General features: G+C 73.4%; 19 protein-coding genes and 1 tRNA gene. 10 read left to right on the top strand and 10 right to left on the bottom strand.

What is annotated here, in order from left to right; genetic code table 11:
• Both ABD234_RS03025 and lysA read right to left on the bottom strand, forming a co-directional pair.
• Entirely contained in the window at window positions 1-1,347 is a 1,347-nt protein-coding gene (locus ABD234_RS03025; RefSeq protein ID WP_051486328.1) for a homoserine dehydrogenase, read from the bottom strand.
• A gap of 118 nt (window positions 1,348-1,465) precedes the next feature.
• Window positions 1,466-2,881: a diaminopimelate decarboxylase gene (lysA, locus tag ABD234_RS03030; protein ID WP_344353944.1), complete on the bottom strand. Its 1,416-nt coding sequence runs from the start codon at window positions 2,879-2,881 to the stop codon at window positions 1,466-1,468.
• 214 nt (window positions 2,882-3,095) lie between these two features.
• On the opposite strand from lysA, the gene ABD234_RS03035 reads away from it, so the two are divergent.
• Window positions 3,096-5,345 carry a bifunctional alpha,alpha-trehalose-phosphate synthase (UDP-forming)/trehalose-phosphatase gene (locus tag ABD234_RS03035; RefSeq protein WP_232226132.1) on the top strand — a complete coding sequence of 750 codons (2,250 nt, stop codon included), beginning with the start codon at window positions 3,096-3,098 and terminating at the stop codon, window positions 5,343-5,345.
• A gap of 69 nt (window positions 5,346-5,414) precedes the next feature.
• On the opposite strand, the gene pabB is transcribed toward ABD234_RS03035, so the two are convergent.
• From pabB to ABD234_RS03065, 6 genes are all read right to left on the bottom strand, one after another.
• Entirely contained in the window at window positions 5,415-7,292 is a 1,878-nt protein-coding gene (pabB, locus tag ABD234_RS03040) for an aminodeoxychorismate synthase component I (RefSeq protein ID WP_038370399.1), read from the bottom strand.
• Window positions 7,293-7,393: 101 nt separating this feature from the next.
• Window positions 7,394-7,466 (bottom strand) — tRNA-Arg (locus ABD234_RS03045).
• Between the two features lie 75 nt (window positions 7,467-7,541).
• Entirely contained in the window at window positions 7,542-8,594 is a 1,053-nt protein-coding gene (gene tsaD, locus ABD234_RS03050; protein WP_038369923.1) for a tRNA (adenosine(37)-N6)-threonylcarbamoyltransferase complex transferase subunit TsaD, read from the bottom strand.
• Window positions 8,591-9,511, bottom strand: a complete 921-nt coding sequence (locus tag ABD234_RS03055; RefSeq protein ID WP_038369922.1) for a M23 family metallopeptidase — start codon at window positions 9,509-9,511, stop codon at window positions 8,591-8,593. The genes tsaD and ABD234_RS03055 overlap by 4 nt, the downstream gene beginning before the upstream one ends.
• Window positions 9,512-9,788: 277 nt before the next feature.
• A complete protein-coding gene (locus ABD234_RS03060; protein WP_038369921.1) occupies window positions 9,789-10,841 on the bottom strand; it encodes a hemolysin family protein in 1,053 nt (350 codons plus the stop codon).
• Complete coding sequence (locus ABD234_RS03065; RefSeq protein WP_038369920.1) at window positions 10,834-12,171, bottom strand: hemolysin family protein; 1,338 nt, start codon at window positions 12,169-12,171, stop codon at window positions 10,834-10,836. The genes ABD234_RS03060 and ABD234_RS03065 overlap by 8 nt, the downstream gene beginning before the upstream one ends.
• 205 nt (window positions 12,172-12,376) lie before the next feature.
• Here ABD234_RS03065 and ABD234_RS03070 point away from each other — a divergent pair, with 205 nt between their 5' ends.
• From ABD234_RS03070 to ABD234_RS19160, 5 genes are all read left to right on the top strand, one after another.
• Entirely contained in the window at window positions 12,377-13,165 is a 789-nt protein-coding gene (locus tag ABD234_RS03070; protein ID WP_051486327.1) for a response regulator transcription factor, read from the top strand.
• Window positions 13,166-13,169: 4 nt separating this feature from the next.
• Entirely contained in the window at window positions 13,170-14,204 is a 1,035-nt protein-coding gene (locus ABD234_RS03075) for a sensor histidine kinase (protein ID WP_038369919.1), read from the top strand.
• 146 nt (window positions 14,205-14,350) lie between these two features.
• Window positions 14,351-18,226, top strand: coding sequence for a multifunctional oxoglutarate decarboxylase/oxoglutarate dehydrogenase thiamine pyrophosphate-binding subunit/dihydrolipoyllysine-residue succinyltransferase subunit (locus ABD234_RS03080; protein WP_344353955.1), 3,876 nt, complete (start codon window positions 14,351-14,353; stop codon window positions 18,224-18,226).
• Window positions 18,227-18,313: 87 nt separating this feature from the next.
• On the top strand, window positions 18,314-18,952 hold the full coding sequence (locus ABD234_RS03085) for a GDSL-type esterase/lipase family protein (RefSeq protein WP_051487162.1): 639 nt from the start codon (window positions 18,314-18,316) through the stop codon (window positions 18,950-18,952).
• A 118-nt stretch (window positions 18,953-19,070) separates the two neighbouring features.
• Window positions 19,071-19,145: a 50S ribosomal protein bL37 gene (locus ABD234_RS19160; RefSeq protein WP_370297284.1), complete on the top strand. Its 75-nt coding sequence runs from the start codon at window positions 19,071-19,073 to the stop codon at window positions 19,143-19,145.
• Between the two features lie 132 nt (window positions 19,146-19,277).
• Here ABD234_RS19160 and ABD234_RS03090 read toward each other — a convergent pair whose 3' ends face one another.
• Together ABD234_RS03090 and ABD234_RS03095 are read right to left on the bottom strand one after the other, a co-directional pair.
• Window positions 19,278-19,634, bottom strand: a complete 357-nt coding sequence (locus ABD234_RS03090; protein ID WP_051487161.1) for a zf-HC2 domain-containing protein — start codon at window positions 19,632-19,634, stop codon at window positions 19,278-19,280.
• Complete coding sequence (locus ABD234_RS03095; RefSeq protein WP_038374462.1) at window positions 19,631-20,248, bottom strand: sigma-70 family RNA polymerase sigma factor; 618 nt, start codon at window positions 20,246-20,248, stop codon at window positions 19,631-19,633. The genes ABD234_RS03090 and ABD234_RS03095 overlap by 4 nt, the downstream gene beginning before the upstream one ends.
• Before the next feature lie 325 nt (window positions 20,249-20,573).
• Here ABD234_RS03095 and ABD234_RS03100 point away from each other — a divergent pair, with 325 nt between their 5' ends.
• From ABD234_RS03100 to hisN, 4 genes are read left to right on the top strand one after another with little or no spacing between them, the layout of a single operon-like run.
• Complete coding sequence (locus ABD234_RS03100; RefSeq protein ID WP_038374435.1) at window positions 20,574-21,131, top strand: DoxX family protein; 558 nt, start codon at window positions 20,574-20,576, stop codon at window positions 21,129-21,131.
• 11 nt (window positions 21,132-21,142) lie between these two features.
• Window positions 21,143-22,468 (top strand): 3-phosphoshikimate 1-carboxyvinyltransferase, encoded by a 1,326-nt coding sequence (aroA, locus tag ABD234_RS03105; RefSeq protein WP_038374434.1) that lies wholly within the window; start codon window positions 21,143-21,145, stop codon window positions 22,466-22,468.
• The gene (gene rsgA / locus ABD234_RS03110) at window positions 22,462-23,508 is read left to right on the top strand and encodes a ribosome small subunit-dependent GTPase A (protein WP_038374433.1); all 1,047 of its coding nucleotides are present in this window, start codon (window positions 22,462-22,464) and stop codon (window positions 23,506-23,508) included. Before aroA ends, rsgA begins: the two co-directional genes overlap by 7 nt.
• A 22-nt stretch (window positions 23,509-23,530) precedes the next feature.
• Complete coding sequence (gene hisN / locus ABD234_RS03115) at window positions 23,531-24,343, top strand: histidinol-phosphatase (protein ID WP_038374432.1); 813 nt, start codon at window positions 23,531-23,533, stop codon at window positions 24,341-24,343.
• Window positions 24,344-24,451: the final 108 nt, after the last annotated feature.

Consider the following 24,451-nt stretch of genomic DNA (forward strand, 5'->3'; position numbering starts at 1 on the left):
TCATTCCCCTTCGAGGCGGAGGACGGAGTCGATGCTCTGGACCGCGGGCCGGGCGGAGAGCTCGTCGAGGGCTGCCGTGGTGGACTGCTCGCGGGCCCGATGGGTGGAGATGCCGATCACGGCCCGCTCCCCCGTGCCCTCGCCCTCCGGGAGCGGCTGCTGATGGATGGTGGAGATGGAGATGCCGTGCGAGGACAGGCACCCGGCGACGTCGGCGAGGACGCCGGGGCGGTCCTCCACGGTCAGCGCCAGGTAGAAGCGGGTGCGCAGGTCGCCGATCCCGGCGATGGGCAGCTCCGCGTAGGCCGACTCGCGCGGGCCGTAGCCGCCGTGCACGCGCTGGCGCGCGACGCCGACCACATCGCCCAGCACCGCGGAGGCGGTGGGGGTGCCCCCGGCGCCCTGGCCGTAGAACATGAGCGATCCGGCGGCCTCCGCCTCGACGAACACCGCGTTGTAGGCCTCGGAGACCGAGGCCAGAGGATGGGAGTCGGGGATCATCGCGGGATACACGCGCGCGGAGACCCGCTCCTCGTCGCCGTCCACGATCCGCTCGACGATGCTCAGCAGCTTGATGGTGCGCCCCATGCGGCGGGCCGCCGCGATGTCCTCGGCGGTGACCTCGGTGATGCCCTCGCGGTGCACGTCGCCGAGGCCCACCCGGGTGTGGAAGGCGAGGGAGGCCAGGATCGATGCCTTCGCGGCGGCGTCGTAGCCCTCGACGTCGGCCGTGGGATCGGCCTCGGCGTAGCCCAGCTCCTGGGCGCGGGCGACGACCTCGGCCTGGTCCGCGCCGGTGCGCGTCATCGCGTCCAGGACGAAGTTGGTGGTGCCGTTGACGATGCCCATCACGCGCTGGATGCGGTCCCCGGCGAGGGACTCGCGGATCGGCCGGACCAGCGGGATCGCGCCGGCGACGGCCGCCTCGAAGCTGAGGTCCACGCCGTGGCGGTCCGCGGCCTCGTAGAGGGTGGCGCCGTCCTGCGCGAGCAGCGCCTTGTTGGCGGTCACGACGCTCGCCCCGGACTCGAGGGCCGAGAGGATCAGGCTGCGCGCCCGCTCGATGCCGCCCATCACCTCGATGACGAGGTCGGCCTGCGTGACCAGGGACTCTGCATCGGTGGTCAGCAGGGACGGATCCACGTGCTCGCCGCGGTCGCGGTCGAGGTCGCGCACGGCCACGCCGATCACCTCGAGGCGGGCCCCGATGCGATGCGTGAGCTCCTCGCCGTGGATCCGCATCAGCCGCAGCACCTCGGAGCCGACGGTGCCGGCGCCCAGGAGCGCCACGCGCAGGGTCGGGCGGGGGTCGTCACCGGGATGGGGGGCGGGGGCCGCAGACGTCATTCGGGGGTCCTTCCGGGCAGGCGGTCGGGGCGACGGGGCACCGTGAACTCTAACGGAGCAGGCATGAACAGGTTGCCCCGTATGAACGTGTGGGACGGGCGGGATGCGCGCGGCCGGATCAGCCGACGTCCAGGGCGAGCAGGTCGTCCTCGGTCTCGCGGCGCACGATGGTGCGCACCGTCCCGTCCTTGACGGTGACCACGGCCGGACGCGGCACGTGGTTGTAGTTCGAGGCGAGGGAATAGCAGTAGGCCCCGGTCACCGGCACCGAGACGAGGTCCCCGCGCCGGACGTCGGCGGGGAGGTACTCGTCCTTGACGACGATGTCGCCGCTCTCGCAGTGCTTGCCGACCACGCGCACGACGGCGGGGGCGGCGTCGGAGGTGCGCCCCGAGAGCAGGCAGGAGTAGTCCGCGTCGTACAGGGCGGTGCGCACGTTGTCGCTCATGCCGCCGTCGACGGAGACGTACACGCGGTGGTGCGGGCCGCCGAGGTGGACGTCCTTGACGGTGCCCACCGTGTAGAGGGTCTGGGTGGAGGGCCCGGCGATGGCGCGGCCGGGCTCGAAGGCCACGTGCGGCACGGGGAGGTCCAGCTCGTGGCACTGCTTCTCGACGATCCCGGCGATGCCGTCGGCGAGCGCCTCCGCCGGGGACGGCGTGTGCTGGGAGTTGTACATGACGCCGAAGCCGCCGCCGAGGTCGAGATGGTCGATGGTGTGGCCCAGCTCGTCCCGCACCCGGGCGACGAGGTCCAGCACGCGGCGGGCGGCGACCTCGAAGCCGCCGGTGTCGAAGATCTGGGAGCCGATGTGGGAGTGCAGGCCGATCAGCTCGAGGTCGGCGTCGTGCTCCAGGGCGCGGGCCACCGCCGTGAAGGCGTCCCCGGCGGTGAGGGAGATGCCGAACTTCTGGTCCTCGTGGGCGGTGGCGATGAACTCGTGGGTGTGCGCCTCGACGCCGGTGGTGATGCGCAGCATCACCGGGGCGCGCACCCCGGTCTCGCGGGCGAGGCTCGCGATGCGGTCGATCTCCTCGATGGAGTCGGCGACGATCCGGCCCACCCCGGCGCGCAGGGCCCGCCGCAGCTCCTCGTCGGACTTGTTGTTGCCGTGCAGGGCCAGGCGCTCGGGCGGGAAGCCGGCGCGCAGGGCCACCGCGAGCTCGCCGCCGGTGCACACGTCCAGCCCCAGGCCCTCCTCCTCGACCCAGCGGGCCACGGCGCCGCACAGGAAGGCCTTGCCCGCGTAGTAGGTGCTGGCGCCCGCATGCGGGGCGAAGGCGCGGGCGAAGGCGGTGCGGAAGCGGCGGGCGCGGGCGCGGAAGTCGTCCTCGTCGACCACCAGGGCCGGGGTGCCGATCTCCTCGGCGATGCGGCTCACGCGCACCCCGCCCACGGACAGCTCCCCGTCGGCCTCGCGGCGCGTCGAGCCGGACCACAGGTCCTCGAGGAGGGCGTTCACATCGGCCGGATAGGGCAGCCAGGTGGGGGCGGGATCGTTGCCGTGCAGGGCGCCTGCTTCGTGTGCGCGCATGGTCCAGGGGTCCTTCGGGTGCGGGGACGACGGGGCCGCCGGGGTGCGACGGGACGTCCGGGATCCTATCGGCCGGCGGGCGCGCGGCGCCGGGGCGTCCGATGGCGCCCCCGAGGGAGCCCTCCGCCCGGCCGGCTCGCGCCGGGAACCATCGGCCGTGCTTGGTAGGTTGGGGCGGCCAGGAGTCGTCCGCTCAGCTGTGGAAGGTGGCCCCGTGCCCACACATGATCTCGTGATCGTCGCCAATCGGCTTCCCGTCGACGCCCGCACCCTCCCCGACGGCGCCACGGAATGGGTGACCAGTCCCGGAGGCCTGGTCACCGCCATGGAGTCCGTGATGCGCCATGTGGACAGCGGCGCCTGGGTGGGATGGCACGGCACCGCCGGGGAGGCCCCGGAGCCCTTCGCCGCCGACGGCATGCACCTGTACCCGGTGGCGCTGTCCGCGGAGGACGTCGAGAAGTACTACGAGGGCTTCTCCAACGGGACGCTGTGGCCGCTCTACCACGACGTGATCGTCGACCCGGAGTTCCACCGCGCCTGGTGGGACGCCTATGTGCGCGTCAACCGGCGCTTCGCGCAGGCGGCGGCCGCGGCCACCGCCCCCGGCGGGACGATCTGGGTGCACGACTACCAGCTGCAGCTGGCGCCGGAGATGATCCGGGCCTCGCGGCCCGACGTCCGCATCGGGTTCTTCAACCACATCCCCTTCCCGCCCGTCGAGCTGTTCTCGCAGCTGCCCAAGCGCAACCAGGTGCTGCGCGGCCTGCTCGGCGCGGACCTGGTCGGCTTCCAGCGCGAGTCCGATGCGGTGAACTTCCTCTCCGCGGTGCGCCACCTGCTGGGCTACCAGGTCGACCAGTACACCGCCACCGTCCCCGGGATCGGCTCCGAGCCGGCCCGGCAGGTCGTCGCGAAGTCCTTCCCGATCTCGATCGACACCGCCGCGATCTCCTCGCTGACGGAGGATCCGGCGGTGCGCGAGCGCGCCGCGGAGCTGCGCCGGGAGCTGGGCGAGCCGGACAAGATCGTGCTCGGCGTGGACCGCCTGGACTACACCAAGGGGATCCGCCATCGGCTCAAGGCCTGGGGCGAGCTGCTGCGCGACGGCTCCATCGATCCGCACGACGCGGTGATGATCCAGGTCGCCACGCCCTCCCGCGAGCGCGTCGAGGCCTACCGCCAGCTGCGCGACGAGGTCGAGCTCACGGTGGGCCGCATCAACGGCGACCATGCGCCGATCGGCCGGCCTGCGATCTCCTACCTGCACCGCTCCTTCGACCGTCGCGACATGACGGCGCTGTTCATGGCGGCCGATGTGGTGCTGGTGACGGCGCTGCGCGACGGCATGAACCTCGTGGCCAAGGAGTACGTCGCCTCCCGGCCGGACCTGCGCGGCGTGCTGGTGCTGTCCGAGTTCGCCGGCGCCGCCGATGAGCTGCGCGCCGCGATCCTCGTCAACCCCCACGACATCGACGAGCTGAAGACGGCGATCCTGCAGGCCCTCAAGATGCCCGAGGACGAGCAGGAGCAGGCCATGCTCTCGCTGCGCCGCCAGGTGCTGGACCACGACGTGCAGGCGTGGGCGCACGCCTTCCTCGGCGATCTCGAGTCCGCCGGGCGGCCCGAGGAGATCGCGCGGCCGCCGGTGCGGCTGACCGGCGAGGAGAAGCCTCCGCGCGAGGAGCTGGAGGCGGCTCTCGCCCGCTTCGCCCGCACCCCGCGGATCCTCGTCGCCTCCGACTTCGACGGGGTGCTGGCGCCGATCGTCGCCGACCGCGACGCCGTGGTCCCCGACCCCGACAGCCTCTCCGCCCTGCGCGAGCTCACCGAGGATCCGGGCGTGAACGTCGCCCTGGTCTCGGGCCGCTCGCTGGGCGACCTCGACGCCCATACCCGCATGCCCAGCTCCGTGGTGCTGGTGGGATCGCACGGCGCGGAGGTCGGTGCATTGCCGCCGGACATGAACGCCGGGGTGCTCGACGCCGCGGCGCTGACCATGGACGAGCACAAGGAGGCGCTGCTGGCCTCGATCACCCGCACCCTCGAGGTGATCGCCCAGAAGCACCCCGGCGCCGATGTCGAGCGCAAGCCGATGGCGAGCGTGCTGCACACCCGCACCGCCCGCGGTCGCGGCGCCGTCAACGCGACCGAGTCCGCGCTGGAGTACGCGCGCACCCTGCCGGACGTGAAGGTGACCCCGGGCAAGGAGGTCGTGGAGTTCTCCGTGGTGCAGACGGACAAGGGCACCGCCCTGGAGGCCCTGGCGCGCGCCGCGGCCGTGGACGCCTGGCTGTACCTGGGCGACGACGTCACCGACGAGAGCGTCTTCGTGCGCGGCGGGGAGCACGACCTGACCATCAAGGTGGGCGCGGGCGACACCGCCGCGGCCTTCCGGGTCGACGGCCCCGAGGAGGTCGCGCAGCTGCTGCACGAGATCCTGCGCCTGCGCCGCGAGGGCTGAGCCCGCCGGCGGCGCGGGCAGGACGGCGCGGGGCAGGGCCGGCACGATGCTCCCTCCCCGCGCCGCGGATCAGGTCAGCAGTCGCGCCCGGCGCCGTCCGCGCACCGAGCTGATCAGCGCGATCTCCTCCGCGGCGCGCAGCTCGGCGACGGTGATGCTGCGCTCGACCGCCTCACCGCGCTCCAGCAGCAGGCGCCGGCCGATCCCGGGCAGGCAGCCGTCGCCCTGCGGCGGGGTGCACCAGGTCCCGTCGAGGCGGACCAGCAGGTTCGCGATGCCGGTCTCGGTGACCAGGCCGCCCGGCGCGGTGAGCACGACGTCCTGCACCCGCGCATCGCGCGCCCGGGCGCGCCGCAGGGCCGCGTCCAGGCTCGCGCGGTCGGTCGTCTTGTGGCGCACCTCCGGGGCCTCCGGGTCCCGCGGACGGTCGTCGAGGGCGAGCAGGACCGGGCCCTCCCCCGCCGGCGGCAGCTGCCGCGCGGTGACGGTCGGGGTCCCTGACAGGTCCAGATGCAGGCGCAGCACCCCCGTGCCGCGGGCGGCGGCCTCCTTCCGCAGCAGGGCGCGCAGCGCAGCGCGCTCGCAGGGGATCGCGAAGCGGTCGGCCGACGCCTCGAGACGGTCCAGATGCTCCTCGAGATGGCGGGGGGCTCCGGCATCGACCGCCAGGGTCTCCAGGAGTCCGAACGCGGAGAGGTCCCCCGGGTCGGCGATGACGGCGGCCCCGTCCGTGCCGGGCGCGGCCGACGGCGGAGCCGGGTCGGCATCGCCGGACCGGAGACCCGCGGCAGGATCGGCAAGGCGCTCGAGCACCTGGGACTTGGTGGCGAGCTCGTCCCACTCCCCCTCGGCCCGGGAGCCCCAGGTGACGCCGCCGCCGACCCCGTAGGTCGCGGCGCCGTCCTCGCGGTCCACCACCACGGTGCGGATCGCGACGCTGAAGCGAGTCTCGGGTTCCTGCTCCCCGGCCGCGTCGCGGCGGCGCGGGGCCAGCAGCCCCACCGCCCCGCAGTACACGCCGCGCGGCGAGGACTCCAGCTCCGCGATGATCCCCATGGTGGACAGCTTGGGCGCCCCGGTGATGGAGCCGCAGGGGAACAGGGCCGCCATCAGCTCCTCGAGTCCCAGGTCCGGGTCCACCTCCGCGGTGATGGTGCTGGTGAGCTGCCACAGGGTCGGGTAGGCCTCGGCCTGCAGCAGCTGCGGGACGCGCACCGTCCCGGGCCGGGCGATGCGGGCGAGGTCGTTGCGCAGGAGGTCGGCGATCATCACGTTCTCCGCGCGCTCCTTCTCGCTGCGCAGGAGGTCGGCCCGGGCCGCGGCGTCGCGCGCCGGGCCCGCGGCGCGCGGTGCGGTGCCCTTCATGGGCACGCAGGTCACCATGCTCCCCTGCCGGTGGACGAAGGACTCGGGGCTGGCGCTGAGCACCGCCCATCGGCCCAGGTCGAGATAGGCGCTGTGGGCCGCCCGCTGCCCGATGGCGAGGTCGCGGTAGCAGGCCAGCAGGTCCCCCTCGATCCGCCCGTGCAGGCGATGGGTGAGGTTGACCTGGTAGGTATCGCCCTCGGCGATGGCGGCGCGCACCGCGGCGATGCGCTCGGCGTGCTGGGATCGGGACCATTCGCCGCGCCAGGCCGAGGCCCTGTACTCCCCGGCGCCGGAGACCTCGGGCAGGGGCGCGGGGTCGTCATCGGGCGCATCCGCGATGCCGAAGCGCACCAGCGGCACGCCGTCTGCGGCAGGGATCACCCGGGCGTCCGGGTCCAGCCCCGCCGCGGCCTCGTAGGCGATCATCCCGAACGCCCACGCCCCGGCGTCCACCGCCTCCTGCACGGCGCGCAGCGCCGGGCGGACCTCGCCGGGCGTCCGCGCCTCGATGACGCGGGAGACCTCGCTGAACTGGACGACCGTCCCGGCCAGGAGGTCGTCGAAGCGTGCGTGGGGCATCTGAGCAGGATAGTCGGCGCGGCCCACCGCGCGCCCGGCACGAGAACGGCCCGCATCCCGGATCGGGTCTCCCCGATCGGGATGCGGGCCGTGCGCATCGGTGCCCGCGACAGGATTCGAACCTACGACCTTCTGCTCCGGAGGCAGACGCTCTATCCACTGAGCTACGCGGGCGTGCCGTGCCAGTCTAGCAACGCATCGCCCCAGCTCGGTCCCTGCGGGCGGCCGCGCCGCGGTTCGAGAGATAGCTCACCGCAGCAGCGGCAGCTGGGCCCCGTGGAGGACGGCGGAGGGATCCGCGGCGATGCCGAGCCCGCTGGGCTCGGAGCCCGCGCGGACCAGGAGGTCGCCGACGGCGGCGATCATGGCGCCGTTGTCGGTGCACAGGCGCGGCGGCGGGATGCGCAGCTCGACGCCCTGCTCGGCGCAGCGGCGCGCGGCCACCTCGCGCAGGCGGGCGTTGGCCGCGACGCCGCCGACGATCACGAGCGTGGACAGGCCGCGGTCTGCCACGGCGCGCAGCGACTTGGTCACCAGCACGTCGACGACGGCCTGCTCGAAGGAGGCGGCGATGTCGGTCACCGGGACAGCCTCGCCGGCGCGCTCGATCTTCTCGACCGTGCGGGCCACGGCGGTCTTCAGCCCGGAGAACGAGAAGGTGTACGGGGCGTCGCCCTGGCGCAGCAGGGCGCGCGGGAAGGCGAAGGCCTGCGGGTCCCCGCCCGCGGCGGCGCGGGAGATGGCCGGCCCGCCGGGGTAGCCGAGGCCCAGCAGGCGGGAGACCTTGTCGAAGGCCTCGCCCGCGGCGTCGTCGAGGGTGTCGCCCAGGTGCTCGATGGGATCGAGCACGAGGTCGCCGACGTGGAGGATCGAGGTGTGCCCGCCGGAGACGATGAGCACGATGCTGCGCTCGGGCAGGGGGCCGTGCTCGAGGGTGTCCGCCGCGGCGTGGCCGGCCAGGTGGTGCACGCCGTACAGGGGCACGTCCAGCGACCAGGCCAGCGACTTCGCGGCGGCCAGGCCCACGTGGACGGCGGTGGCCAGTCCGGGGCCGCTGGTCGCGGCGACGTGGGTGATGTCGGACAGCTCGACCCCGGCATCGGCCAGGGCGATGCGCAGGGTGGGGACGGCGGCGGCGAGGTGGGCGCGCGCGGCGATCTCGGGGACGACGCCGCCGAACTCCGCGTGCTGCGCGGCGCTCGAGGCGAGGCCCTGGCCGAGCAGGGTCCCCTCGCTGACGATCCCGAAGCCGGTCTCGTCGCAGGAGGACTCGACGCCCAGGACGACAGGGGTGCGGCTCACTGGAACAGGGTCATCGGGTTGGAGTACGTGCCCGACGCATCCATCTTCGCGAAGTGCAGGTGGCAGCCGGTCGAGCGGCCGGTGGAGCCGACCGAGCCGACGACGTCGCCCTGGGCGATCACGTCGCCCTCGGAGACGGCGAAGTCCTGCAGATGGTAGTAGCCGGTGATGATGCCGTCGCCGTGGTCGACCTTGACGCGGTTCCCGGAGGAGGAGTTGTACTCGACCGCGACCACGGTGCCGGCCTGGGCGGCGTGCACCGGGGTTCCGCAGGCGGCGCCGAAGTCGGTGCCCTCGTGGCCCTTGCGGTAGCCGAGGACGGGGTGGATGCGCACGCCGTAGCCGGAGGTGATGGGGGCGTCCACGGGCTTGATGTAGCCGCTCGAGCTGCCGGCCGAGGCCTCGTACAGCTCGGCGAGCTCGGGGTCGGGGACCTCGACGTGCAGGCCGGTGGTCGTCGCGGTGGTCTCGGCCGCTGCGCTCGAGGAGGGCTGGGTCTGCACGGGGGCGCCGGGGACGGCCGCGGCCTTCTCGGCGGGGGCCTCGCTCGCGGCGGGCGCCTCGGGGGCGGCGGCCTCGGGGGCGGCCTGCGCAGCGGCGGGCTGCTCGGCGGCGGGCTGCTCGGGCACGGAGGCCGAGGCGGCGGGGGCGGCGGCATCGGCCGAGAGGGAGGCGGAGACCTCGGGCAGCGCGACCGCGGGCTCCGCGGTGGGCTCGACCGTCTCGGGAGCGGAGGTCGAGACGCCCTCGACGGCGTCGGCCAGCGGGGCGCTCGCGTCGAGGCCGCCGGCGGTGGCGGAGGCCAGCGGCACGGCGATGGTGGCGGTGGCGAGCGCGCCGAGCATGCCCACCTTGACCGCGCCCGCAGGGACGAGGGAATCGCGGTGCGCGCCCGGGGAGACCTTGAGGGGTCGCACATGTGCTCGTCCAGCAGCGCGATGATTCGCCACGGATGTACCTGCTTCCGATAGACCGTTCCGTATTCCCGTTCGCTCCTGCGACGCCGGACTGGGGGAAGACGCGTCACCGAACAACAGATTCAAATGTACGGACGACAAGAGGCAGGTCCAGGGCTCTGGACCGGGACATTGCCAAGACTTTGCCGTCGCCCGCAGGACCCGGCGCAACCTTGACCTGGGTCCTCCCGCAGGGTGACGGCCGCGACACGGCCCCGCGCACGGGGCCGTGCCGGAATCACACGCGGTGGCGCTGCATGACGTCCTTGACCTCGCCGACGAGCTCCTCGAGGACGTCCTCGAGGAAGACCACCCCGACGCTCCGGGAGGTCGGCGAGTCCACCCGCGCCATGTGCGCGCCGTTGTACTGCATGGCCCGCAGCGCCTCCTCGATCTCGTCGTCGTCGTCGACCGAGACGACGGCCCGGACCAGGCCCGGGGGGATCGGCCGCTCGTAGTCCGCGTCCTCCGCGCCGGGGGCGAGCAGGACGTCCTTGAGGTGCACGTAGCCCACCAGGTCCCCGGCGTCGTTGCGCACGCCGATGCGGCTGTACCCGGTGCGGGCGACGATCTCCTCGATCTGCGCCGGGGAGACGTCATGGGTCACGGTGACGACCTCGGAGATCGGCACCATGACGTCGCGGGCCGTGTGCTCGGAGAACTGGATGGCGCCGCGCAGCAGCCCCTGGTCGTCCTCGAGCAGGCCCTCGCGGCGGGACTCGTCCACGATCGCGGCGATCTCCTCCGCGGTGAACTCGCTCTCGACCTCGTCCCGGGGCTCGACGCGCAGCAGGCGCAGGATGCCGTTGGCGAAGACGTTGAGGATCCAGATCACGGGGGTGAAGATCCGGGCGATCACCACCAGCGGCGGGGCGAGCAGGCACACGGCTCCCACCGGCACGGCGATCGAGATGTTCTTGGGGACCATCTCCCCGAAGACGACGTGCAGGTAGGACGCGATCAGCAGCGCCACGGCGAAGGCGATCGGGTGCACGAGCACCTCGGGCGCGCCCACGCCCTCCAGCAGCGGCTCCAGGAAGTGGGCGATGGCGGGCTCGGCCACGGCGCCCAGCGTCACCGAGCAGACGGTGACGCCGAACTGGGCGGCGGCCAGCATGATCGAGACGTGCTCGATCGCCCACAGGGCGGTGCGGGCCCCGGGGGTGCCGGCGTCCACCAGCGGCTCGAGCTGGCTGCGGCGCGCGCTCATCACCGCGAACTCGGCGCCGACGAAGAAGGCGTTGCCCACCAGCATGGCCAGGCCCAGCAGCAGGGCGGCGGTGTCACTCATCGTCGGCCTCCTCCACCGGGGCGACGCGCACGGAGTCGTCCAGGACCATCAGGCGCACGGAGTCGACGCGGCGCCCGTCCATCGCCAGCACCTCCAGGCGCAGCCCGGCGCTCTCGACGACGTCGCCGGGAGCGGGGATGCGGCGCAGCTCGTCCATCAGCAGACCGCCGAGGGTGTCGTAGTCGGTGGACTCGGGCACGATCACGCCCAGCTCGCGGCGGATCTCGTCGGGGCGCATGAGGCCGGAGACCACCCAGCCGCGCTCGCTCTCGCGGGCGTAGCGCTCGGGCTCGTCCTCGTCGTGCTCGTCGTTGACCTCGCCGACGATCTCCTCGATGACGTCCTCCAGGGTCACGATCCCGGAGGTGCCGCCGTACTCGTCGACCACCACGGCCAGCTGGGCGCCCAGGTCGCGCAGGTCCAGCAGCAGGTTGTCCAGGGGCACGGTCTCGGGCAGGCGGTGGACGTCGGCCATGATCGAGCGGACCGGGGTCCCCGCGCGCTCGGCGCGCGGCACGGTCACGGCCTGGCGCACCTGCACCACGCCGACCACGTCGTCCTCGCTGCCGTCGATGACGGGGAAGCGCGAATGGCCGCTGGTCCGGCTCAGCTCGAGGACCTCGGCGGCGGAGGCGGAGGCGTCCACCGCGATCATGGCCCCGCGGTGGGTCATGACATCGGCCGCCTCGCGGTCGGCGAGGGCGAGGGTCCGGCTGAGCAGCACCGCGGTGCCGCGGTCGAGGCTGCCGGCCCGGGCGCTGTGCCGCACCAGGTAGTCCAGCTCCGCGGGCGAGCGCGCCGCGGAGAGCTCCTCCTGCGGCTCGATGCCCACCAGGCGCAGGATCGCGTTCGCGGTCGAGTTGAACACGGCGATCAGGGGGCGGAACACGGTGGTGAAGAAGTGCTGCAGCGGCGCGACGACCTTGGCGGTCGCCATCGGCGCGGCGATCGCGAGGTTCTTCGGGACCAGCTCGCCGAACAGCATCGAGAAGGCGTAGGCGATCGCCATCGCGGCGACCACGGAGACCGGGCCGACGGCGGAGCCGGGGATGCCCAGGGCCGCCGCGACCGGGCTCAGCAGGCCCGCCAGGGGGTCCTGCACCGCGAAGCCGAACAGCAGCGTGGTGATCGTGATGCCCAGCTGGGCGCCGGAGAGGTTGGTCGAGAGGTGGGTCAGGGCCGAGAGCACGCCGGCGGCGCGGCGGTCGCCGCCCTGCTGGGCCTTCTCGACGGTGTGGCGGTCCAGGGCCACGAGGGAGAACTCCGAGGCCACGAAGACGGCGGTGCCTGCGGTGAGCAGCACGCCGACGGCCAGAAGGATCCAGGTCACGTGAGGGCCTCCCCGAGGGCGGGGAGTGCGCGCACCGCCGGGTGGCCGGCACGGGGTGCCTGGGCCGCGGGCGGGCGCGCGCCGGTACTCGGCGCGGGGGATTCGTCCATAGTGGCCGGAAGTCTACGACAGGACGGAGCCCTCCCGACGGCGGCGCTCGGCGGCTTTCCGGGAACGGCTCGGGAGGCGCCAGTACAGTGACGGCATGTCGACCTCACGCCCTGATGCCGCTCGTCCTGCCCCGCCCGCCGGCGCGGCCGCGCCCACGCGCGTGGTCGTCATCGAGGACGAGCCCACCATCACCAGCGCGATCGCCGACCGGCTCACCGCCGAGGGCTGGGAGGTCTCCACCGCGCTGGACGGCGTCACGGGCGTGGAGACGGTCCTGCGGGTGCGCCCCGACGTGGTCGTGCTGGATGTGATGCTGCCCGGGATCGACGGGCTCGAGGTGTGCCGGCGCATCCAGGCCGACTCCCCCGTCGCCGTGCTGATGCTCACCGCCCGCGACGACGAGACGGACATGCTCATCGGCCTCGGGGTCGGGGCCGACGACTACATGACCAAGCCCTTCTCCATGCGCGAGCTGGTGGCCCGGCTCAAGGTGCTGCTGCGCCGGGTGCGTCGCGCCGAGCCCGCGACCCCTCCCCCGGACGCGGCCGATGCGCAGGTGGCCCTGCAGATCGGCGATCTCCTGATCGACCGCGCGGGCCGCCGCGTGATGAGGGCGGGCGTGCCCGCCCATCTCACGCCCACCGAGTTCGATCTCCTGCTGTGCCTGGCCAGCTCCCCCGGCACCGTGCTCACCCGAGAGCACCTGCTGGCCGACGTCTGGGACTGGGTCGATGCCACCGGGACCCGCACCGTGGACTCCCACGTCAAGGCCCTGCGCCGCAAGCTCGGCTCCGACCTGGTGCGCACCGTCCACGGCGTCGGCTACGCCCTGGAGATCCCCGAGGATCCCGAGGACGTCGACGCCCCCGCCCCGGAGGCCTGAGCAGATGGCGCGGCGCCCCCTGGACCGGCTGGGGTCGTTCAAGGTCAAGCTCGGCGCGGTGGTGGTCGCCGCCGTCACCCTGACCGCCGTGCTGACCTGGCTGAGCGCCTCCGCCGCCCTGGACCCGTGGCTCGCGATCCCGGTCGCGATCATCGCCGCGCTGGTGCTCACGCAGGTGCTCGCGCACGGCATGACCTCCCCGCTGCGGCAGATGACCCGCGCGGCCCAGGCCATGTCCCACGGGGACTACGGCCAGCGGATCGACGCCAGCAGCAACGACGAGGTGGGCGAGCTGGCCCGGGCGTTCACCTCCATGGCCTCGGAGCTGCAGCAGACCGACCTGCTGCGCCGCGAGCTGGTCGCGAACGTCTCCCATGAGCTGCGCACCCCGGTCGCCGGGCTGCGCGCCCAGCTGGAGAACCTCGTCGACGGCGTCACCGAGCCGGACCCGGCGGCCCTGTCGGTGGCCCTGAACGAGACCGAGCGGCTCTCGAGCCTCGTGGACCACCTGCTGGACCTCTCCCGGATCGACGCGGGCGTGACCGACGTGAGCATCGAGCGGATCGAGCTGACGCCGTTCCTGCACGAGGTCGCCGATGCCGCGGCGCTCGGCGCGGGCGCGCGGGGCCGGGACGTGCGCTGGGCCATCGACGTGGAGCCGCCCCAGCTGACCTTCCTCGCCGATCCCGCCCGCATGCACCAGGTGATCGCGAACCTGCTCGACAACGCCTCGCGCCACTCGCCCCCGGGGGGCCGGGTGCGGGTGCGGGCCCGGGCCGACGAGGAGCGGCGCACCGTCGTCATCGAGGTGAGCGACGAGGGCCCCGGCATCCCGCACGCCGAGCGGGAGCTCGTCTTCGAGCGCTTCCAGCGGGGAGGGCGCTCGGACGCCACCGGCGGCACCGGGCTGGGCCTGGCGATCGCCCGCTGGGCGGTGAACCTCCACGGCGGCACCATCGAGGTCGGCGACGACCCGAGCTCGGCCGCGAGCGAGCACGGCGCCTCCTCCCTGATCCGGGTCACGCTCCCCGATGCGTGAGCGCTCCCGCGGCGCGGCCGATGTGCATCGGCCCACACCGTGCGCAGCCCCTGCGCAGCGCGTCCCCGGCGTCCACATTCCGGTCCGTGCTCGGCTAGGCTGAGCAGGTCATCACCCACGACGTTCAGAAGGCTGGCGATCGCAGCGTGTCACAGCAGACACCACCCCCCGAGGACGAGGCCCCCGAGTTCGGCCCCAACCAGTGGCTCGTGGATGCGCTCCACGAGCAGTGGACCGAGGATCCCACCAGCGTCGACCCCAGCTGGGCGGAGTTCTTCCGCTCGCGGTCGACCCCGGCGGAGCGGGGCGTGAGCACCGCATCCGAGCCCGTCGTGCAGGAGGACTCCCCGGACGCCGCGCCGGCCCCCGCCGAGCCCGCGTCGCCCGCCGCTCCCGAGGAGCCCGCCGCCCCCGCGGCGCCGGCCCCCTCCCCCGCCGCGCCCGGCGCCCCTGTCCCCACCCCGTCCGCCCCCGCCGCAGCGGCGTCGCCGCGGCCCGCGCCGCCGGCGACCTCCCCGGCCGCCCCCACCGCCGCCGCTCCCGCCGCGTCCGCCCCCGCAAAGGAATCCGAGTCCGTGAACTCCACGCCCGCCCCGACGGTCTCCAACACCTCCGACCGCCCCGCGAAGGCCCCCACGACCACCGCGCAGATCCCCGTCGTCGAGCTGAGCGAGCCCGAGGTCGTCAAGCTCCGCGGCCCTGCGGCCGCCGTCGTGCGGAACATGGACGAGTCCCTCACGGTGCCCACCGCGACCTCCGTGCGCGACGTGCCCGTCAAGCTCCTGTTCGACAACCGCATCGTCATCAACAACCACCTCAAGCGCAATCGCGCGGGCAAGGTCTCCTTCACCCACCTGATCGGCTGGGCGATGATCGAGGCGATCCGCGAGCTGCCCGACATGAACAACGGCTTCGACGTCGACGACAAGGGCAAGCCGGTCATGCTGCGCCGGGAGGACGTGAACTTCGGCCTCGCCATCGACATGCCGCGTCCCGACGGCTCGCGCGGCCTGGTGGTCCCCTCCATCAAGGGCGCGCAGCGCCTGGACTTCCGCGGCTTCTGGGCGGCGTACGAGGAGATCGTCCGCAAGGCCCGCGCGAACAAGCTGACCATGGAGGACTTCACCGGCACGACGGTCTCGCTGACCAACCCCGGCGGGATCGGCACGGTCCACTCGATCCCGCGTCTGATGGCCGGGCAGGGATGCATCGTCGGCGTCGGCGCGATGGACTACCCCGCCCAGTTCCAGGGTGCGAGCGCCGCGACCCTCGCGCAGCTGGCCGTCTCCAAGGTGATGACGCTGACGTCCACCTACGACCACCGCATCATCCAGGGGGCCGCCTCCGGCGAGTTCCTCAAGAAGATCTCCGACAAGCTGCTGGGCAAGGAGGGCTTCTACGACCGGGTCTTCGCCTCGCTGCGGATCCCCTACGAGCCCGTCCGCTGGGTGGCGGACAACCCCCTGGAGGACACCCAGGAGGAGAAGTTCGCCCATGTGATGGACCTGATCCACGCCTACCGCGTGCGGGGCCACCTGATGGCGGACATCGATCCGCTGCAGTACAAGGTGCGCACCCACCCGGACCTGGACGTGCAGACCTACGGCCTGACGCTGTGGGACCTGGACCGCACCTTCCCCACCCGCGGCCTCGGCGGGACGCAGGAGGCGACGCTGCGCGACATCCTGGGGATGCTGCGCGACGCCTACTGCCGCTCGATCGGCGTGGAGTACATGCACATCGCGGACCCGGAGGAGCGGGCCTGGCTGCAGGACCAGTTCGAGATCCCGCGGCCCAAGCTCACCAAGGAGCAGGTCACGCACGTCATGGACCGCCTCAACGCCGCCGAGGCGTTCGAGACCTTCCTGCAGACGAAGTTCGTGGGCCAGAAGCGCTTCTCCCTCGAGGGCGGCGAGTCGGTCATCCCCCTGCTGGATTCGATCCTCTCCGACTCCGCCCACCACGACGTCGCCGAGGTCTGCATCGGCATGGCCCACCGCGGCCGTCTGAACGTGCTGTCGAACCTGGCCGGCAAGAGCTTCGGCCAGATCTTCCAGGAGTTCGAGGGCGCCGTCGGCCCGGGCGCGATGGGCTCCGGCGACGTCAAGTACCACCTGGGCACCGAGGGCACCTACACCGCCGACGACGGCGAGACCACCAAGGTCTACCTCGCCGCGAACCCCTCCCACCTGGAGGCCGTCAACCCCGTGCTCGAGGGCATCGTCCGCGCGAAGCAGGACAAGCTCGAGCGCGGCAACGACTTCCCCGTCCTGCCGATCCTCATCCACGGCGACGCGGCCTTCGCCGGCCAGGGCGTGGTCACGGAGACCCTGAACCTCTCGGAGCTGCGCGGCTACCGCACCGGCGGCACGATCCACGTGATCATCAACAACCAGATCGGCTTCACCACCGAGCCGGACTCCTCGCGCTCCTCGTACTACTGCTCGGACGTCGCGAAGTCCACGCAGCTGGCGATCTTCCACGTCAACGGCGACGATCCGGAGGCCTGCGTGCGGGTCGCCGAGATCGCCTTCGCCTACCGCCAGAAGTTCCACCGCGACGTCGTGATCGACATGGTCTGCTACCGCCGCCGCGGCCACAACGAGGGCGACGACCCCTCGATGACGCAGCCCCAGATGGCCGCCCTCATCGAGAAGAAGGCGACGGTGCGCAAGCAGTACACCGAGGCGCTGATCGAGCGCGGCGACCTCACCAAGGACGAGACCGAGGACGTCTTCCGCAACTTCCAGGCGCACCTGGACCAGGCGTTCGCGCAGGCGCGCGCGGTCTCCGACGCGGATCCGTCCCAGAGCGTGCAGGGCCTGGACCTGCCGCAGGCGCAGCAGGGCACCGCGCAGGGCGACGGCAGCGCGCAGACGGCCGTGGAGCGGTCCGTGGTCGAGCGCGTCGGCGCCGCCCACGCCGAGTTCCCGCCCTCCTTCACCCTGCACCCCAAGCTCGGGCAGCTCGCCGCCAAGCGCGAGGAGATGTCCCGCGAGGGCCGCATCGACTGGAGCTTCGGCGAGCTGATCGCCTTCGGCTCCCTGCTCATGCAGGGCCACCGCGTGCGCCTGGCGGGCCAGGACTCCCGCCGCGGCACCTTCGTGCAGCGCCACGCCGTCTTCATCGACCACGAGACGCAGGACGTGTGGACCCCGCTGGCCCACCTCTCCGAGGACCAGGCCCGCTTCAACGTCTACGACTCCTCCCTCTCCGAGTTCGCGGCGCTGGGCTTCGAGTACGGCTACTCCGTGGAGAGCCCGGCCTCGCTCGTGCTGTGGGAGGCCCAGTTCGGCGACTTCGTCAACGGCGCGCAGACGATCATCGACGAGTTCATCTCCGCCTCCGAGCAGAAGTGGGCCCAGAACTCCTCGGTGGTCATGCTCCTGCCCCACGGCTACGAGGGCCAGGGGCCGGACCACTCCTCGGCACGGATCGAGCGCTTCCTGCAGCTGTGCGCCGAGGAGAACCTGCGCGTGGCCGTCCCCTCGACCCCGGCGAGCTACTTCCACCTCCTGCGCCGCCAGGCCCTCGCCGAGCCGCGCAAGCCGCTGATCGTCTTCACCCCGAAGTCGATGCTGCGCAACAAGGCGGCGGTGAGCTCCGTCGAGGACTTCACCTCCGGCACCTTCGAGCCCGTGCTCGCCGACACCTCCGTGGACCCCTCGGCCGTGCGCAAGGTGCTGCTGACCTCCGGCAAGGTGTACTGGGACCTGATCGCCCAGCGCGAGAAGTCCGGGATCCAGGACGTGGCGATCGTGCGGATCGAGCAGATCTACCCGCTGCCCGCGCAGCAGCTCACCGAGGTGCTCGCGGCGTACCCGGACGCCGAGCTGACCTGGGTCCAGGAGGAGCCGGAGAACCAGGGCGCCTGGTCCTTCATGGCCCTGAACTTCGCGGTGCAGGTGGGCCGCACCCTGCGGGTCGTCGCCCGGCCGGCCTCGGCCTCCCCCGCCACCGGATCCGCCAAGCGCCACAAGGCCGAGCAGCAGGACCTGCTGGACCGCGCCTTCCAGGCCTGACATCATGCCCGGACCCGCGCCATCGCGCGGGTCCCCGCGTGAGCGACCCCTCCGCTCCCGACGCATCACGACCTAGGAGGTCTCCTGGTGGAGGACCATCCCCCTCAGACCGCTGCCGCACAGCAGGCCCGCATCCGCGTCATCGCCCTCGGCGACGAGCTCCTGGCCGGAGCGGGCGATGCCCGCGCCCTGGGCTGGATCGGCCGCGCCGTGGCCAGCGAGCAGGATCCCTCGGCACGCATCGAGCTGTTCGTCTCCGCGCTGCCGGGCGAGACCTCGGCCGCCCTGGCCGAGCGCTGGGACACCGCGGTGACGGAGCGGATGGACGCCGAGGCCCAGGCCGAGGGCCTCCTCGAGCATCGTGTGGTGATCGGGATGGGCGCCGCCGACGTCACCGCCGGCATCTCCCTGGCCCGGTCGCGCCTGAACCTCGCCAAGATCCTCGACGGCCTGGAGCGGATGCGCGTGCCCGCCTTCGTGGTCGGTCCCCCGCCCAGCCTGGACCGGGGGCGCACCGCCAGCGTGCGGGAGCTCTCGGCCGCCTTCGAGGACGTCTGCGCCCGTCGCCGGATCCCCTACGTCGACACCGTCGCGGCCCTCGAGGGCCACGACCAGTGGACGGCCGATCTCGCCCGGGGCGGGGACCGCCCCGGCCAGACGGGCTACGGCCTCATCGCGTGGCTGGTCCTGCACGGCGGCTTCGGCACCTGGCTCGGCACCAGCTGACCCGGCCCGCCCGCCGTGCCCCGCGGCCCGGGGCCGGCGTGCGACAGACGGCACCGCGACCCGTGCCCGCCGGTGTGGCACAATAGCGGGGTTGTCCTGGGATAGGAAGGAGAGCGTGATGAGCAAGCGTGGCCGCAAGCGCAAGAGCCGTCGCAAGAGCGGCGCCAACCACGGCAAGCGCCCCAACGCCTGATCCGTGACGGCGCCCTCCCGGCCCCGGCCGGACGCGCACGTGACGAAGGGCCGCCCCCGCGACGGGGGCGGCCCTTCGTGCATCCCGGCCGGTGATGCCGCGGCCGGTCCCTGCCGCGATCGCGGGACGGGCTCAGGCGGTGCCGGCCCCGCCCTCGAAGCGGACGGTGCGCGTGACGGTGGTCCGCGTGATCTGGCCGTCCGGCCCGGAGACCTGCTCCGTCCGGGTCACCTCGGTGCGGGTGACGCCGAGGTCCTGGCACTCGATGCTGATCCGCTCGCGGAGGCTGCTCGGGGCGACGTCCTGCTGGCAGCTGCGCCGCACCAGCTCCTTGAGCAGGCGCAGACGCTCCCATTCATCGGCGCACTCCGGGCAGTCCTCGGTGTGGCGGCTCATCCGGACCACGGTCTCGCGGGGCAGCTCGCCGTCCAGCGCCTCCTCGAGGCCGAAGCGGGGATCCCGCCCGGTGCGATCGTCTCGCTCGTTCACTTCTTCTCCCCTTCCCGGGCGGGGACCGCGTCACCCGTCGTGTATCCGTGGCGGACCGCGTAGTCGCCCAGCAGCTCGCGCAGCTGCCGGCGCCCGCGATGCAGCCGTGACATCACCGTGCCGATGGGCGTGTCCATGATCTCGGCGATCTCCTTGTACGCGAAGCCCTCGACATCGGCGTAGTACACGGCCATGCGGTAGTCCTCGCGCAGCTCCTGCAGCGCCTCCTTGACGGCGGAGTCCGGCAGGTGGTCCAGCGCCTCCGTCTCCGCCGAGCGCAGCCCGGAGCTCGTGTGCGAGCCGACGTCGGCCAGCTGCCAGTCCTGCACCTCGTCCGTCCAGGCCTCCTTGGGCCGGCGCTGCTTCTGGCGGTAGGACGAGATGTACGTGTTGGTCATGATGCGGTACAGCCAGGCGCGCAGGTTCGTGCCCGGGGTGAAGCGGTCGCGGGCGCGGAAGGCCTTCATGAAGGTCTCCTGCACCAGATCCTCCGCATCCTCGGGCTTGCGGGTCATGCGCAGCGCGCCTCCGTAGAGGGCATCCAGATGGGACAGCGCCTCGGCCTCGAAGTCGAAGTCCGCTGCGGTGTCGGGGGCGGCGTCTGTCGGGATCATCGGGGACCACGGTACGCCACGGACGCCCTGCGCATCCCGGGCGGCGGACGCCGGTGCGGCCGCCTCGGACCGGGCCTGCGGGCGCGGGGGTGCCAGCATGGTCATGGTGCTTCGCGCTCCTCGTCCCGGCCCCGGGCCGATCCGTCCACGTGCTTCGTCCGGTCGGGAGCTCCCGACCGCCGTCCACCAGGGTGCAACGCCGCCCGGTCCCGTGGTGTTCCCACAGCTCGGCCGCGCCTCTGCGGCCCGGCCCGGCGCGCTACGCTGGAGCGGACATCGGCCCCTGCTGGGCCGAGCACGCCCGAACACCGAACGTGAGGTCACCATGTCGCTGGTCCGTCGCATCGCCCGTCCCCTGCTCGCCGCCCCCTTCATCGTCGAAGGCATCCGCACCGCGATCACCCCGGAGCGCGCGACCGCGGTGCTGCCCCGCTCCGTGGTCGAGAGCGCGGACCGCACGCTGCACTCCACCCCCGTGCCGGACCTCGTGAAGGTCAAGGACCTCCTGCGGGTCTCCGGCGCCGTGGCCGCGGGGGCCGGCGTCCTGTACGCCACCGGCCGCAGCCCGCGCCTCGCGGCGGCGGTGCTGCTGGCCACGACCACCGTCGGCTGGGCCGGCCGCAAGCGGGTCTGGGAGCTCAAGGGCGCCGAGCGCATGCAGGAGCTGTCCTCGATCGTCACCGACGCCGGGCTGCTGGGCGGCGTGCTGCTCGCGGTGGTCGACCATGACGGCCGCCCCTCCCTGCGCTACCAGGCCGAGCGCTTCCTCGAGCGCAGCCAGAAGAACGCCGAGGCGAAGAAGCGCGAGCTGGAGAAGGCCGCCGGCGCCGCACGGCGCGGCGCCGAGGCCCGCGCCGCGCAGCTCGCCGAGCGCGTCTCCTGAGGCCGGTCTCCGTGCCCGACGTCCTGTGGACCGCACCGGTCGCCACCGGCCCCGTGGACGCGCTGATCAGCGTGCCCGGATCGAAGTCCCTCACCGCCCGCTGGATGATCCTGGCGGCCCTCGCCGAGGAGCCCACCCTCCTGCACGGGGCGCTCGTCTCCCGGGACACCCGTCTCATGCGGGACGCTCTGGAGCGGCTGGGCGCCTCGCTCACCGTGGAGGACGGCGCGCTGCGGGTGCATCCGATCCCCCCGGCCTCCGAGGAGCGCCAGGAGCCCATCGAGATCCACACGGGGCTGGCCGGTACGGTGATGCGCTTCGTCCCGCTGCTGGCGGCACTGCGCCACGGCGATGTGCGGTTCACGGGCGACGAGGCCGCTCTGGTGCGGCCGATGGGCCCGGTGATCGCCGCGCTGCGCGGGCTCGGCGTCGAGGTCACCGAGCACGGCGAGGCCGGCCATCTGCCGATCACCGTCCACGGCAGGGGGTCCCTGCCGGGCGGCCCGCTGACGATCGACGCCTCCGCCTCCAGCCAGTTCGTCTCCAACCTGCTGCTGGTGGCCCCGCGCTGCGAGGAGGACCTCGTGCTGCGGCACGACGGCGCCACGCTGCCGTCCCTGCCGCACATCGAGATGACCGTCGAGACGCTCCTCGAGGCCGGGGTGACGGTCCGCCACCGCCCGCTCGGCGAGGGGGTGCACGAGTGGACGGTCCCCCACGGCCCGATCCGCCTGGGCGAGGTCACCGTCGAGCCGGACCTCTCCAACGCCGGCCCGTTCCTCGCGGCCGCCCTGGTCACCGGCGGCACGATCGCGGTCGCGGGCTGGCCGGAGACCACCACCCAGCCCGGCGACGCCTACCGCGAGCTGCTCTCGCGCATGGGCGGCGAGGTCTGGCGCGAGGAGGACGAGGTCTGCCTCCGCGGGACGGGGACCATCCACGGGATCGACGCGGACCTCTCGGCCGTCGGCGAGCTCACCCCGACCATCGCGGCCCTCGCCGCGCTGGCCGACTCCCCCAGCCACCTGCGCGGCATCGGGCATCTGCGCGGGCACGAGACGGACCGCCTCGAGGCGCTCGCGGCGGAGCTGACGAACATCGGGGCCCGCACCATCGCGCACCCGGACTCCCTGGAGATCCATCCCGGCCCGCTGCACGGCGAGGTCTTCGAGACCTACGAGGACCACCGCCTGGCGACCGCGGCCGCCGTCATCGGCCTGCGCGTCCCGGACCTGCGGGTGCGCAACGTCGAGACGACGCAGAAGACCCTCCCCGACTTCGTGGGCATGTGGCTGGCGATGCTGCACACCGATGCGCCCACCGGCGGGACATGGTAGGTCGCAGGTCCCGGGACTGGGACGAATCCGATGTGCGGGTGCGCCCCAACCGGCGCGGCTCGCGCCCCCGCACGAAGGACCGTCCGGCCCACCGCGACGCCGTCCCGGCGCGGGTGGTGGCGGTGGACCGCGGCCGCTGGCGCACGGTCGTGGACGAGGGCGGTGCGCAGGAGCGGGCGGTGACCGCCATGCGGGCCCGGGAGCTGGGCCGCAGCCCGGTCGTGCCCGGGGACGTGGTGGCCCTCGCCGGCGACGTCTCCGGCCGTGAGGGCACCCTCGCGCGGATCGTCCGCATCGAGGAGCGCTCCTCGTTCCTGCGGCGCAGCGCCGACGACGACGACGCCACGGAGCGTCCCCTGGTCGCGAACGTCGACCTGATGGTGATGGTGACCGCCCTGGCGGATCCGGAGCCGCGCGGCGGGATGATCGACCGCTGCCTGGTCGCCGCCTACGTCGCGGGCGTGGACGCCCTGCTGGTGCTCACCAAGGCGGACCTGCGCTCCCCCGCCCCCTTCCTGGAGACCTACGCGCCGCTCGGGCTGGAGCACGTGGTCACCTCCCGCCGCGAGGACGGCGGCATCACGGGGCTGGACCCCCTGCGCGAGCACCTCGACGGACGCATCAGCGTGCTCATCGGGCACTCCGGGGTGGGCAAGTCCACCCTGCTCAACGCCCTGGTCCCCGGCGCGGACCGGGCCACCGGCGCGGTCAACGACGTCACCGGCCGCGGGCGGCACACGAGCTCCTCCGCCCTGGCGCTGCGCCTGCCCTCCCACGACGGCTGGCTGATCGACACCCCCGGGGTGCGGTCCTTCGGCCTGGGGCACGTGGACCCGGAGGATCTGCTGGACGCCTTCGCGGACCTGGCCCCGCTGGCCGAGGAGTGCCCACGGGGATGCACCCATCTCGAGGACGCCCCGGACTGCTCGCTGGACGCGGCCGTCGCCGCCGGGAGGGCCGGGACGGCCGGCCCCAGCCGTCTGGAGTCCTACCGGCGCCTGGCGACCGCGCTGCGGCGCAATGATCCCTGGGACCTGTGAACCGTTCCGTACAGTAGGGGCCATGTCGACCCGATTCGCCGATGACCTCCGCCTCGCCCATGTGCTCGCGGACGCCGTGGACCAGCTGACCATGTCCCGCTTCAAGGCGCAGGACCTCGTGGTCGAGACCAAGCCGGACCTCACCGAGGTCACCGACGCCGACCGCGACGCCGAGCAGCTGGTGCGCTCCCAGCTGGCCCGGTCCCGCTCGCGCGACCAGGTGATCGGCGAGGAGTTCGGCAGCACCGGGACCGCGGCGCGGCAGTGGGTCGTCGACCCCATCGACGGGACCGCCAACTTCGTGCGCGGCGTGCCGGTGTGGGCGACGCTGATCGGCCTCATCGAGGACGGCGAGGTGGTGATGGGCCTGGTCTCCGCCCCCGCCCTGTCGCGCCGCTGGTGGGCCGCCGCAGGCGCCGGGGCCTGGGCGGGCACGCGGCTGAGCTCCGCGAGCGCCCTGCGCGTCTCGCAGGTCGACGAGCTCGAGGACGCCTCCCTGTCCTACAGCGCGCTGGACGGCTGGGCCGAGACCGGCCGCCTGCGCGAGATGCTCAACCTCATGCAGCGCTTCTGGCGCACCCGCGCCTACGGCGACTTCTGGTCGTACATGCTGCTGGCCGAGGGCGCCGTCGACGTCGCCACGGAGCCCGAGCTGAAGCTGCACGACATGGTCGCCCTGGCGCCCATCGTCACCGAGGCGGGAGGCCGCTTCACCTCCCTCGACGGGGCCGACGGGCCCTTCGGCGGCAACGCGCTGGCGACCAACGGGCACCTGCACGAGCAGGTCCTCGCGGCGCTGTCCGCCCCGGCTCCGGGCGAGGCCGCCCGGTCCTGACCCCGGGCGCGGAGGGCCTGACCCCGACCGCGGAGGACCGGGACGCAGGAGCGCGAGGACGACCCCTTCGCCTGCGCGCGTCCTCGCGGCCCGCGGGCGCGTCCGCGG

Origin of the sequence: Brachybacterium phenoliresistens, from assembly GCF_039530785.1 — a bacterium.
Classification (GTDB): Bacteria; Actinomycetota; Actinomycetes; order Actinomycetales; family Dermabacteraceae; genus Brachybacterium; species Brachybacterium phenoliresistens.